This is a genomic window from Stappia indica (assembly GCF_009789575.1).
GTDB classification, from domain to species: Bacteria; Pseudomonadota; Alphaproteobacteria; order Rhizobiales; family Stappiaceae; genus Stappia; species Stappia indica_A.
In genome coordinates, this window is the sequence record NZ_CP046908.1 from 2,060,559 (window position 1) to 2,072,492 (window position 11,934).

10 protein-coding genes are annotated in these 11,934 nt (G+C 66.3%); 4 read left to right on the top strand and 6 right to left on the bottom strand.

What is annotated here, in order from left to right:
• Positions 1-35 precede the first annotated feature (35 nt).
• The 4 genes from GH266_RS09705 to aepX form a co-directional block, all read right to left on the bottom strand.
• A complete protein-coding gene (locus GH266_RS09705) occupies positions 36-1,277 on the bottom strand; it encodes an aminotransferase class I/II-fold pyridoxal phosphate-dependent enzyme (RefSeq protein WP_158193734.1) in 1,242 nt (413 codons plus the stop codon).
• A 618-nt stretch (positions 1,278-1,895) separates the two neighbouring features.
• Positions 1,896-3,014 carry a 2-aminoethylphosphonate--pyruvate transaminase gene (locus GH266_RS09710; protein WP_158193735.1) on the bottom strand — a complete coding sequence of 373 codons (1,119 nt, stop codon included), beginning with the start codon at positions 3,012-3,014 and terminating at the stop codon, positions 1,896-1,898.
• Positions 3,011-4,153 carry a phosphonopyruvate decarboxylase gene (gene aepY / locus GH266_RS09715; RefSeq protein WP_158193736.1) on the bottom strand — a complete coding sequence of 381 codons (1,143 nt, stop codon included), beginning with the start codon at positions 4,151-4,153 and terminating at the stop codon, positions 3,011-3,013. The genes GH266_RS09710 and aepY overlap by 4 nt, the downstream gene beginning before the upstream one ends.
• A 24-nt stretch (positions 4,154-4,177) precedes the next feature.
• The gene (gene aepX / locus GH266_RS09720) at positions 4,178-5,797 is read right to left on the bottom strand and encodes a phosphoenolpyruvate mutase (protein ID WP_199270491.1); all 1,620 of its coding nucleotides are present in this window, start codon (positions 5,795-5,797) and stop codon (positions 4,178-4,180) included.
• 188 nt (positions 5,798-5,985) lie between these two features.
• Between aepX and GH266_RS09725 the strand changes: the two genes are divergently transcribed.
• A complete protein-coding gene (locus tag GH266_RS09725) occupies positions 5,986-6,195 on the top strand; it encodes a hypothetical protein (protein ID WP_158193737.1) in 210 nt (69 codons plus the stop codon).
• Between the two features lie 119 nt (positions 6,196-6,314).
• On the opposite strand, the gene GH266_RS09730 is transcribed toward GH266_RS09725, so the two are convergent.
• The gene (locus GH266_RS09730; protein ID WP_158193738.1) at positions 6,315-7,307 is read right to left on the bottom strand and encodes an MDR family oxidoreductase; all 993 of its coding nucleotides are present in this window, start codon (positions 7,305-7,307) and stop codon (positions 6,315-6,317) included.
• A gap of 195 nt (positions 7,308-7,502) precedes the next feature.
• Here GH266_RS09730 and GH266_RS09735 point away from each other — a divergent pair, with 195 nt between their 5' ends.
• The gene (locus GH266_RS09735; protein WP_199270492.1) at positions 7,503-7,754 is read left to right on the top strand and encodes a hypothetical protein; all 252 of its coding nucleotides are present in this window, start codon (positions 7,503-7,505) and stop codon (positions 7,752-7,754) included.
• On the opposite strand, the gene GH266_RS09740 is transcribed toward GH266_RS09735, so the two are convergent.
• Positions 7,751-8,734: a hypothetical protein gene (locus GH266_RS09740; RefSeq protein ID WP_158193739.1), complete on the bottom strand. Its 984-nt coding sequence runs from the start codon at positions 8,732-8,734 to the stop codon at positions 7,751-7,753. The two genes, GH266_RS09735 and GH266_RS09740, sit on opposite strands and share 4 nt — an antisense overlap.
• Before the next feature lie 272 nt (positions 8,735-9,006).
• Here GH266_RS09740 and GH266_RS09745 point away from each other — a divergent pair, with 272 nt between their 5' ends.
• Positions 9,007-10,242 (top strand): CaiB/BaiF CoA transferase family protein, encoded by a 1,236-nt coding sequence (locus GH266_RS09745; protein WP_158193740.1) that lies wholly within the window; start codon positions 9,007-9,009, stop codon positions 10,240-10,242.
• Positions 10,243-10,488: 246 nt separating this feature from the next.
• On the top strand, positions 10,489-11,781 hold the full coding sequence (gene urtA, locus GH266_RS09750; RefSeq protein ID WP_158196132.1) for an urea ABC transporter substrate-binding protein: 1,293 nt from the start codon (positions 10,489-10,491) through the stop codon (positions 11,779-11,781).
• Positions 11,782-11,934: the final 153 nt, after the last annotated feature.

Below are 11,934 nucleotides of genomic sequence, written 5' to 3' on the forward strand. Positions count from 1 at the left end.
CGCCCCGTGCCCCGATTGTTCCGGCCCGGCCGGCGTCAGGCGCCGACGACGGCCTGTTGCAGCAGCTCCGCCTGCGCCGAGCCCTCGCCATGCGCCACCGCGGCGGCAATGGCGATGGCCTTGTCCATCTGCTCGTGCGTATGCGCGGCCGACAGGAAGAAGCGGATGCGCGGCTGGTCCTTCGGCACGCCGATCTGGACGATGGGCGGGGCATAGACGCCCTGCTCCAGCAGCACCTGGGAGGCGATCATCGTCTGCATCGGGCTGGAGAACAGGATCGGCACCACGCCGCAACCGATGGCCGGGCCGGTGTTCAGCCCCATGGAGCGGGCGCGATCGCGGAAATAAAGCGAATTCTCGTGCAGGCGGGTGACGCGCTGCGGCTCGGCCTTCAGCTGCGTCAGCGCGCCATGGGCGCTGCCGAGCGTCGCCGGCGACAGGCCGACGCTGTAGACGAAGCCGGGCAGGGTGAAGCGCAGCCAGTCGATCACCCCCTGCTCGGCGCAGATGAAGCCGCCGGAGGAGACGAAGGACTTGGACAGGGTGCCGACCGTCAGCTCGATGCGCCGCGGATCGATGTCGAAATGCTCGCACAGGCCGCGCCCGGTGGCGCCGAGCACCCCGTAGGAATGCGCCTCGTCGACGAGCAGCCAGGCGTCATGGGCTTCCTTCATCTCGACCAGCCGCGGCAGGTCGGGAATGTCGCCGTCCATGGAATAGAGGCCTTCGACGACGATGAGCACGTTGCGATACTGGCCGCGCACCTCTTCCAGCTGGCGCTCCAGATCGTCGAGATCATTGTGGTTGAAGACCCGGTGATCGTAGCGGCCGTTCTTGGCGCCGACGAAGATCGAGTTGTGGGCCAGCTCGTCGATCAGAACGAGATCGCGCGGCCCCATCAGGAAGTTGATGAGCGAGACGTTGACCAGATAGCCGCTGACCAGCGACATCACGTCGCCGACGCCGAGGAAATCCGCCAGCTCGCGCTCGAAAGCGCGGTGGCCGGCACGCTCGCCGCCGACGAGGCGCGAGGCGCCGACGCCGGTGCCGAGCCGGTGCAGCTCGATGCTCGCCGCCTCGATCACGTCCGGGTGGTTGCTCAGGCCCAGATAGTCGTAATGGGCGAAGCTGACGAAGGGAATGCCGTTGCGCTCGCAGGTTTCACGCTGCTGGTCGACGGGGAGAAAATACGGATTGTGCTGCTCGATGATCGCCTTGCCGGCCAGACGAAAGCGGCGCTCAGCGACAACGGAAAAGCTCGGCCGATCAGGCTTCATTCTTGATTACCCCCAAACCCGAACCCGGATCGAAGACCGTTCGAGCTGTCTCAATTTATCAGGAGCCGACACCTGCAGCACAGTCGGCGCACCCAGAAAGGCGACCTGGACAGGCGACCTGCAGGACATGGCAAGCCCGGCTCCCAAAATTCCGGGCAGTCATCGAGGTCATCGGCGTTCCGGCACGGGTGGTACAGGGGCGGCGACTGCCCGCTTGTCCTGCAAGCCCCCTTGCAAGGAACAGTCTGCCGCCGAGCCCCCACTCAGACGGAATTCGCTAAATAGCCGAAAGGTAGGAAACTGTCGAGTAAGCCGACGAAGAGAGAGGGGTGATACGGACGCATGGCCGGTCCTCCCCGCCCAGCACGCCCCGCGCAAAGGGCGCGACAGGCCCTCCCCGAGGCATCCGCGCGGGCCGGGAGTTCACCCAGCGGAACATCGCCGGCCCGGCACCGCCGCAAACGAACGCAGGGGCGCGCATCTCCACCGGTTTCCCTCGCAAATGCACCGGCCGCGGCCGCAGGCGAGGCATGGCGGGCGGCCGCCGCCTTCGCGCGCTGCGGCACCGCCGGAGGTCGATAACCCACGGCAGCACAACCGCTTCGCCCCGCCCCCGGATCAGCGGATCAATTTCTGTTTCAGGTCTGTCACAACTGCCTGCACCGACGCGAGGAAGCGCTCGATCACCAGAGAATCGATGGCGCCGATGGTGCCGACCCGGAAGGTGCCGAGCGCCTTCATCTTGCCCGCGTAGATGGCAAAGCCGCGCGCCTCCAGCGCGTCGTAGAAGGTGGAAAACTCGTACCAAGCCTCGCGCGGCTCCAGGAAGGAGACGATCACCGGCGCCTGCAGCGCGGGGTCGAGCGCCGGGACGAAGCCGAGCCGGGCCATGCCGGCGATCAGCGTGTCGCGGTTCGCCGTGTAGCGATTGAGCCGGGCGGCCGGGCCGCCCTCCTCGGCAAGCTCCTGCAAGGCCTCGTGCAGGGCCGCGACCACATGGGTCGGCGGCGTGAAGCGCCACTGGCCGTCGCCGGCAAGCGCCCGCGCCTGGTCCTCCAGATCGAGCGCCAGCGAGGGCGAGACGCCGGCCCGGGCGGCAAGCTCATCCGACCGGCAGACCACGAAGGCAAGGCCGGGAACGCCCTGCAGGCACTTGTTGGAACTGGCCGCCAGCGCCGAAATGCCCCAGCCGGAGACATCGACGGCGAGCGCGCCGAAGCTGCTCATCGCATCGACCAGCAGCCGCCGTCCGGCGGCCCTCGCCACGGCGGCGATCTCCTCAAGCGGATTGACGAGGCCCGAGGTCGTCTCGCAATGGACGATGGCGACAGCGGCAATGCCGGGGTCCGCGGCGAGCCTGCCAGCAAGCGCCGCAGGGTCGTGCGCCTGCGTCTCCGCGACCTCGACCACCTCGAACGGGCGGCCGAGCCGGCGGCAGATTTCCGCCATGCGCCGGCCATAGGCGCCGTTGACCAGCAGCAGCAGGCGCTCGTCCGGGCGGAGCAGGCTGCCGAGCATCGCCTCGACCGCGAAAGTGCCGCTGCCCTGCACGGGCACGCAGACATGATCCTCAGGCCTGCCGCCGGCAAGATCGCGGACGCGCTCAAGAACCTCGCCGGCAAGGCGGGTGAAGGCGGGATCGCGCGAGCCCCAGTCGCGCAGCATCACGGCCTTGACCCGGTCGCTGGTGGTCAGCGGGCCGGGCGTCAGCAGGACGGGACCAGCAGATGCGCTCATGCGGCACCGGCGAGATGGGCGCGGAAGCGGCGGGCGACCTCGCGCGGCGCAATGGTCGGACGGCCGAGGCCGGCGACCTCTTCGGCGGCGACCTTCACATGCACGAAGCGCGGCCCCGGCACGGCGAGCGCCGCATCGAGCGCAGCTCCCGCCTCCGCAAGACCGCTGGCGCGGGCGGCGAACCGGTAGCCGCAGGCGGCCGCGACCGAGGCAAAGTCCACATGCGCGGAGACCGTCGCCTGGCCGCCGGTCGACAGGTGCCGGCCGTTGTCGAGCAGGACATGGGTGAAGCGCACCGGCGCCTCGGCGCCGATGGTCGCCATGTTGCCGAGCTTCATCAATGCCGCGCCGTCGCCGTCGAGCACCGCGATCTCGCGCTCGCAGTTGAGCGCAGCGCCAAGGCCGATGGCGCTGGCCCCGCCCATGGAGCCGACGCAGTAGAGATGACCGGCATGGTCCTGCAGGGTGAAGAGCTCGCGCCCGGTATGGCCGGTGGTGGCGACAAGGCCGGCGCTTTCGGGCAGCTTGTCGCGCAGCAGCGCCAGCACGTCCATGCGGCGCGGCAGGCTCGCCCCGCCGCCGAACTCGGCCGGTGCAACGCGCGGTGCCGGCTCGGCCCGCGCCTCATCCAGCGGACGCGGCGCGATCGCGCCCTTGGGCTGCACCAAGCCGACCGGCTGGCCGGTCGCCCGCATATGGGCGACGGCCCGCGCCAGCACCGGCTCGATGTCGGCGGCTGCAAGCGGGAACGGCTCGCCGTGAACGCCGGCGAGCGCCAGCAGCTGCGAGGTGATCTGGCCCATCAGCTCGTGCTGCGGCTCGTCCTTCACCCCCGGCTCGCCGCGCCAGGTGGCGATCACCAGCGTCGGAATGCCGAAGGGATGGTTGAGCGAGGTCAGCGGATTGACCGCGTTGCCGAGCCCGGAATTCTGGAACATCACCGCGGTCTCGCGGCCCGCGCACCAGGCGCCGGCGGCAATCGCCACCGCCTCGCCCTCGCTGGTCGCCCCGACATAGCGCGCCGTCCGGTCGGAGATCACCGCGTTCATCAAGGGCGTCAGGAAGCTGCAGGGCACGCCGGTGAAGAAGTCGATGCCCTGGCGCTTGGCCGCGGAGAGAAAGTCGCCAGCCTCGATCATCGCCCGTGCCTCCAGGCTCTCCGGTCAGACCGCATCGCGCGCCTGCGCCAGGTCCATGAGGTCGTTGACGTTGCGCCAGAAGCCGGTGACATAGACGACGCCGATGCGCTCGCCGGCCGCCGCCATGCGGGTCAGCACCGCGCCGAGATCGGCGCTGGCAAGGCTGCCCTCGGCCGCCATCTCGTCCAGCGTGCGGCGCAGGCGGGCAGCGCCCGCGGCACTCGCCCGCATCAGGCCGACCCACTCGCCGTCGCCGCCCTCGCCAACGAAGCCCTTGAGCAGCGGCGTCTCGGCGTCCGGGTCGAGATCGTCGGAGAAGGGAAGCGTGCAGGCGACGGCGTCGCGGCCCGCGCGCCCCGAAAGGCGCGGATCGACCGCAAGCACGATGTCCTCCTCCCGGTCCTCCAGCATCGCCAGGAAGAACGGGCGGTAGAGAATGTCGCCATAGGAGACGATGGTGTCGCCCTCGCCGAGCGCCAGCGACAGGGACTGCGCCTCGCCGCTGGTCTGGTACTCCGCGTTCTCGACCAGCGAGATGCCCGGCGCCTCGACCGCATCGGCCTTGTAGCCGACGACGACGCGGATATCGGCAACGCCGTGGCGCGTGAGCGCCTCGACCTGGCGGCCGAGCAGCGAGGTGCCGCGCACGGGCAGCATGCATTTCGGCCGGTCCAGCGTCAGGTCGCCGAGCTCCTCGCCGCGGGTGGCGGCGAGAACGATGGCGCGGCGCGGCGCGGTGGCGGCAAGATAGCGCTTCTCCGCCTCTTCCAGTTCCTGCGAGCCGGCGAGCGAGAACACGTCGCCGAGCGGCGCCACGTCGCTTTCCACCTCCAGGAGGGTCTGGTGCTCGCGCAGGACCGCGCAGGTGTCGCGCATGGCGCGGATCGAGGCGCGCAGGTTGTGGTTCGCCCAGATGATCATCGAAGCGCCGGCCTCGCGCAGCTTCTCGGTCGGCGTGCGGTAATACTTGGTCGGGATCAGGATCACCGGCGTCCGGTCGCCGAACTCCCGGCAGAACTCGATGATCTCGTCGGCCGTGCTCTTCTTGGAGTGGATGACGATGGCATCCGCCCCCGCATCCGCATAGGCATGGGCGCGCTTGAGCGCCTCCTCCAATCCGCGCCCGGCGATCAGCGCCTCGACCCGCGCGACGATCTGGAAATCCGGATGGCTCTGGGTGTCCTTGCCGGCCTTGATCTTGCCGCAGAACTCGTCGATGTCGGCGAGCGGCTGGTTCTCGCCCAGGAACGAGTTGGTCTTGGGGAAGATCTTGTCCTCGATGCACACGCCGGCGATGCCGCGATCGCACAGCTTGGCGACGAAGCGGCGGAAATTGTTGAAGTTGCCGTAGCCGGTGTCGCCGTCGACGAGGATCGGCAGGCTGGAGGCGTCCGACATGTATTCCAGCATGTCGAGGACCTGGGTCCAGGACAGCTCGTTGTTGTCGCGCACGCCGAGCGCCGCCGACATGGACAGGCCCGAGGCCCAGATGCCCTCGAAGCCGGCTTCCTCGACGATCTTGGCGGACAGGCCGCTATGCGCCTCCATCAGGAAGGCGAGATCCGGACGCTGCAACAGCTCGCGCAACCGGGTGAACCTGGAGACCGGCGCCGATGCGCGGTCGAGTGCGACGTGCTTTTGCAAAACAACTCCTTTCGGCCGGCCTGCCGGCGCCCGTTCTTAAGGCGGCTCATCCCTGAGGCGGCTCATTGGTAACGAAGGCCCGTGGGAAAGGGAAGACGGCCAGAGCGGAGGGAGAACTTCTAATCGCGACGGCAGGATGGTACACTGCAACCTTTAGGGGAATTCGCAGATGACGAGGGGACCCGAAAATGAGTTTCGCAAACTGGGGAAAGACCAAAGAGCAGATTGAAGAAGAAAAAGCGGAGACCGAGAAATTTCATCGGGAAATCCGCGAAGATCTCAAGGCCCATTCACGCAAGCTGCATGAAGAGAATATGGAACGGATGCGCAAGAGCAGCGAAAAGCAGCTGAAGCAGTGGCGGCTTGCGCAGAAGGGCATCTATTACGAGGAATTCTAGGGCCGGATTCCGGCGCCGGCACGCAGCGCGATATGGCCTCCAGGGTCGCGTGCAAGGTCGCAGTCCGAACCGGCCCGGAGCACGTGAGCGCCGGGCTCAGGTCCGTATTGACACCTGCGTCAGGCGTTGACGTCGACGACGACGCGCCCGCGCACCTCGCCGGCAAGGATCGCCTTGCCGAGCTCCGGCAGGTCGGCAAGGCGCGCCGGCACCACCATCCCGGTGAGCTTGTCCATCGGCAGGTCCGCCGCGATCCGCGACCAGGCCCGCACCCGGTCCTCATAGGGACGCATGACGGAATCGATGCCGAGCAGGTTGACCGCCCGCAGCAGGAAGGGAACGACGGTTGCAGGCAGGGCAGCCCCGCCGGCCAGACCGACGGCGGCAACCGAAGCGCCGTATTTCATCTGCCCCAGCACCCGCGCCAGCATCGTCCCGCCGACCGCATCGACGCATCCCGCCCAGGTCTCGCTCTCCAGCGGCCGCTTGACCGTTTCCGCGATGTCCGCGCGCGCAACGATGCGCGAGGCGCCCAGCCCCTTGAGATAGGCTTCCGTCTCCGGCCGGCCCGTCACCGCCACGACCTCGTGGCCGAGTTTTGCAAGGATCGCGGTCGCGACCGAGCCGACGCCGCCGGCCGCCCCCGTCACCAGCACCGGGCCACCTCCCGGCTTCAGCCCGTGATCCTCCAGCGCCATCACCGCGAGCATGGCGGTGAAGCCGGCGGTGCCGACCGCCATGGCATCGCGGGTGGTGAGACCCTGCGGCAAGGGGACCAGCCAGTCGGCCATCACCCGCGCCTTCTGCGCATAGCCGCCCCAGCGCACCTCGCCGACGCGCCAGCCGGTCAGAACCACCTTGTCGCCGGGCGCATAGCGCGGATCGGAGGAGGTCTCGACCGTGCCGGCAAAGTCGATCCCCGGCACATGCGGCCAGGCGCGCACCAGCCCGCCGCCGGAGCCGAGGCACAGCCCGTCCTTGTAGTTCAGCGTCGAATACTCGACCGCCACGGTGACGTCGCCCTCCGGCAGACGGTCTTCCGTGATCGCCTCGACCCCGGCCGATACGGCCCCCGCCTCGTCCTTGTCGACGACCAGCGCGTTGAAGCTCATGGCTTTCCTCCCCTTGAACCTGTCCTGAACCTGTTCTGGACCTGTCCTGGGACCTGCCCTTCATCTCTCCGCCCATTGGTACCGGCCAACAGCGGGGATGAAAAGCGGCGCAGCGATGGGGCAAGCCTCTACCTGCCGGCTTGCGCGACGGGGCGGGCCGGGTAAAACGGTAAGGACAGGGAGAGGCGAGCACGCATGCAATCCACGGTCGAGGCGTTCATCGCGAAATGGCAAGGCGTCGAAGGCGGCCAGGAACGGGCCAACTACGCCCTGTTCCTGACCGAACTGTGCGACGTGCTGGGCGAACCGCATCCGGACGGCGCCAGCGCGACCCATTCGGGCAACGACTACGTGTTCGAGCGCGTGGTCCGCGAGGAGACGCGCGACGGCCGCGTCTCGGACAAGCGCAGCTGTTTCGCGATCATGCAAGTTAAGCGTGATGCCTAAACGGACCTTGAGATCGGAGCAAGAAACATATCTGTCTGGGCGCTCCCCCTGATTGCCCCCATGTCTGCCTGCCTGTCTTCAGTGTGCAATAGTTCTGGTTGACCAAATTTCTTGATAGCTTCGATAACATCCAAGACACCAAACTCACGACGCTCGACGAGAATACGAACAACTTCCCGGTGAACTGGCGAAGGCAAATCAACTTCTTTTGGCATCTTCGCATCCGCATCAATAAATGCCTGTATGGCGCGCCACCCCTCATAGAATACTTGCATAAAATCGCCATCATGATGAAGAGGGCACAGGACCAGATTTTTAGAATCATCTTTACGAACTGCGTCTGATCGCCCTTGACGTGTAGGTATTATGCCAATCCTAAGCCCTGCCGCACCTTCAAGCTGAGAAGGATTGATCTTTACGCTCGTTCCAACCCAACGATCAGTATCATCATATCCAACGAACAAGTCTGCTTTCCATAAGCCTCTTATGGAGTACGGCAAGGCAAGTCTGGTGCGTCGATTTCGAAAAGCTCCAGCCAGAAAGTTTATATGACGCCGTAATTTTGCTGGCTGACCTCGAGTTCCATAAAGAACTCTCGAGTCTTCTGTGAGAATTTCCTCGGCAGTAGCAATCAACTGCTGAGCACCGGTCTTCTCCAACCCAAATAAGAGCGACTTTAAATTAGCGCCAGGGACATTGCATAGCCGAGCAGCGTCATTGATACGCTCCAAAACCCTGGGGTCACCAGAGTTTAATGCCTCGTGGACTGCATACTCAAAGCAAATGCCGCAATCGCCGTCCCCTGCGCGGTACAGCCTAGGAAGCATTTTAAGCAGAACGTTTTCGTACCCACCCGCCTCACCTACGATGTCAGATTTGAGCGCATATAGAAGGCCGCGCAAAATCGGGCGGATAACAGCTGTAAGGGCGAGCACCTCATCGCTGACGGCGTTGAGTTGTCTCTCTTCTTGAACTCTCATTAGCCCCCTCCAAAAATTGCGTTAATCATTATGTCCGTAGCACCATCCAAGCGCGAGTCCCCACCTGAAATTTTCACCCGAGGCACTGCCGATCGAACTGCTCTTTTTCGCAAACGAGGAGCCTAACGCGGGTCCCCACCCGCCGGAATGACGTTCTCACGCCAAGTCATTGGACGCATGGCGATGCCGGGGCTATGACCGGGGGAAGCCTGCTGCTCTTCGTGATGAAGGAAAGCAGGACAGACGTTCAGGAAAGAAGGCGTTTCCCGATCATGACCGCCCCGCTGTCGCATCTGCGCGTGCTCGATCTCTCCCGCGTCCTGGCCGGCCCCTGGTCGACGCAGGCGCTGGCCGACATGGGCGCCGACGTCATCAAGATCGAGCGGCCCGGCAGCGGCGACGATACGCGCGGCTGGGGCCCGCCCTTCGTCGCGGACGGGGCGGCGGCCGGCGAGAGCGCCTATTTCATGGCCGCCAACCGGGGCAAGAAGTCGGTCGCCGTCGACATCGCCAGCGAGAGGGGGCGCGCGCTCATCATTGAGCTGGCGAAGAAGTCCGATATCCTGGTGGAGAACTACAAGGTCGGCGGCCTGAAGAAATACGGCCTCGACTACGACAGCCTGTCGCAGATCAATCCGGGCCTGATCTACTGTTCGATCACCGGCTTCGGCCAGACCGGGCCTTACGCCCAGCGCGCCGGCTACGACTTCATGATCCAGGGCATGGGCGGGCTGATGTCGGTGACCGGCGAGCGCGACGCGCTGCCGGGCGGCGGGCCGCAGAAGGCGGGCGTGGCGCTTGCCGACATCCTGACCGGGCTGAACGCCACCATCGCCATTCTCGGCGCCCTCGCCCACCGCGAGCGCACCGGCGAGGGCCAGCATCTCGACATCGCGCTGTTCGACGTGCAGGTCGCCTCGCTCGCCAACCAGGCGCTGAGCTATCTGGTCTCCGGCACCTCGCCCGTGCGCATGGGCAATGCGCACACCGCCATCGTGCCTTACGAGGTCTTCGCCAGCTCCGACGGCCACCTGATCCTCGCCGTCGGCAACGACGGCCAGTTCGTCCGCTTCTGCGAGGTCGCCGGCCGGCCGGAGCTGGCCGCCGATCCGCGCTTTGCCGTCAACCGCGACCGGGTCGCCCACCGGGAGATCCTGGCGCCGATGGTCGCGGAGATCATCGCGGCGCGCACGACCCGCGAGTGGATCGCCGATCTGGAGGCCGCCGCCGTGCCCTGCGGCCCGATCAACACCATCGCCGAAGTGTTCGAGGAACCGCAGGCCAAGGCGCGCGGGCTGATGAACCCGGCCCTGCCGCATGGCAGCGGCGGCACCGTGCCGGGGGTCGCCAGCCCCTTGCGGTTTTCCAGGACGCCGGTGAACGACAAGGTCGCCCCGCCGATGCTGGGCGAGCACACCCGCGAGGTGCTGGCCCGCGTTCTCGGCCTGGACGAGGCCGAGCTCGACGCGCTGGAGGCGGGCGGGGCCGTGCAGTCGCGCAAGGGCTGACGGGCGGGCCTCTCCCTGAACAAATTTTGAGCACATTTTTGCCGCGATGCACAATTGTGCAATTTCATTGTGCGCTGCGAAATCGGCCAGCGCGCGGGGCGGCTGACGCTGCGTTCCCCGCAAGTCGCGGCGTTTCCGGCATTTTTGCGCCGCAAGCGGCGCCCGCGCCAAACTGGCACGCATCTTGATCTTCCTTGTCGTGGCTCTTCCTCCCGGGGAGACGCGACAGAGGGGAAACAGATGACAATGTTCAGCAAGAAATTCTTCGCCGGAATGGCGCTTTCGGGCCTGATGGCCTCCACCGCCGTCACCGGCGCCTTCGCCCAGGAGGAGACCATCAAGGTCGGCATCCTCCACTCGCTGTCCGGCACCATGGCGATTTCCGAGACGACCCTCAAGGACGTCATGCTGATGCTCATCGACGAGCAGAACAAGAAGGGCGGCCTGCTCGGCAAGAAGCTCGAGGCGGTCGTCGTCGACCCGGCCTCCGACTGGCCGCTGTTCGCCGAAAAGGCCCGCGAGCTGATCCAGGTGAACGGCGTGTCGGCCGTATTCGGCTGCTGGACCTCGGTGTCGCGCAAGTCCGTGCTGCCGGTCTTCGAGGAGCTGAACTCGCTGCTGTTCTACCCCGTCCAGTACGAGGGCGAGGAGAGCCAGCGCAACGTCTTCTACACCGGCGCCGCGCCGAACCAGCAGGCCATTCCCGCCGTCGACTACCTGATGAACGAGGAAGGCGTCGAGCGCTGGGTGCTGGCCGGCACCGACTATGTCTACCCGCGCACGACCAACAAGATCCTCGAGGCCTACCTCAAGGCGAAGGGCGTCGCCGAGGAAGACATCATGATCAACTACACGCCGTTCGGCCATTCCGACTGGCAGACGATCGTGTCCGACATCAAGGCCTTCGGCTCGGCCGGCAAGAAGACCGCCGTTGTCTCCACCATCAACGGCGATGCCAACGTTCCCTTCTACAAGGAACTGGGCAATGCCGGCATCAAGGCCGAGGACATCCCGGTCGTCGCCTTCTCGGTCGGCGAGGAGGAACTGGCCGGCCTCGACACCGGACCGCTGGTCGGGCACCTGGCCGCCTGGAACTATTTCCAGTCCGTCGACACGCCGGTCAACGGCGAGTTCATCGAGGCGTGGAAGGCCTATATCGGCGACGACAAGCGCGTCACCAACGACCCGATGGAGGCCCACTACATCGGCTTCAACATGTGGGTGAAGGCGGTCGAGAAGGCCGGCACCACCGATCCGGATGCGGTGATCGACGCCATTGTCGGCGTTTCCGTGCCGAACCTGACCGGCGGCTATTCGGCGATGATGCCGAACCACCACATCACCAAGCCGGTGCTGATCGGCGAGATCCAGGAAGACGGCCAGTTCGAGACCGTGTGGGAGACCTCCGGCCTCGTCGTCGGCGACGCCTGGTCCGACTTCCTCGACGGCTCCAAGGACCTGATTGCCGACTGGCGCAAGCCCTTGAACTGCGGAAACTTCAACACGGCCACGGGCAAGTGCGGCGGGTCGGGAAGCTAAGCTCCCGTCCGTCGCAACCAGAGGGGGAGGGAGGCGGGCGCAGATCCGCCTCCTCCTTACCCCTCCTCTCCTACCGCATTCCGCACCCCAGCCCGGACGGTCCCCAGTGAAAGCATCGGCGAACGCATACGCTCCGCGCCCTCTCCCGGCCCC

Excerpts from the sequence above, each read along its gene's own strand:
- GH266_RS09705 (WP_158193734.1), bottom strand. The coding sequence starts at position 1,277 with ATGAAGCCTGATCGGCCGAGCTTTTCCGTTGTCGCTGAGCGCCGCTTT.
- GH266_RS09710 (WP_158193735.1), bottom strand. The coding sequence starts at position 3,014 with ATGAGCGCATCTGCTGGTCCCGTCCTGCTGACGCCCGGCCCGCTGACC.
- aepY (WP_158193736.1), bottom strand. The coding sequence starts at position 4,153 with ATGATCGAGGCTGGCGACTTTCTCTCCGCGGCCAAGCGCCAGGGCATC.
- GH266_RS09725 (WP_158193737.1), top strand. The coding sequence starts at position 5,986 with ATGAGTTTCGCAAACTGGGGAAAGACCAAAGAGCAGATTGAAGAAGAA.
- GH266_RS09730 (WP_158193738.1), bottom strand. The coding sequence starts at position 7,307 with ATGAGCTTCAACGCGCTGGTCGTCGACAAGGACGAGGCGGGGGCCGTA.
- GH266_RS09735 (WP_199270492.1), top strand. The coding sequence starts at position 7,503 with ATGCAATCCACGGTCGAGGCGTTCATCGCGAAATGGCAAGGCGTCGAA.
- GH266_RS09740 (WP_158193739.1), bottom strand. The coding sequence starts at position 8,734 with ATGAGAGTTCAAGAAGAGAGACAACTCAACGCCGTCAGCGATGAGGTG.
- GH266_RS09745 (WP_158193740.1), top strand. The coding sequence starts at position 9,007 with ATGACCGCCCCGCTGTCGCATCTGCGCGTGCTCGATCTCTCCCGCGTC.
- urtA (WP_158196132.1), top strand. The coding sequence starts at position 10,489 with ATGTTCAGCAAGAAATTCTTCGCCGGAATGGCGCTTTCGGGCCTGATG.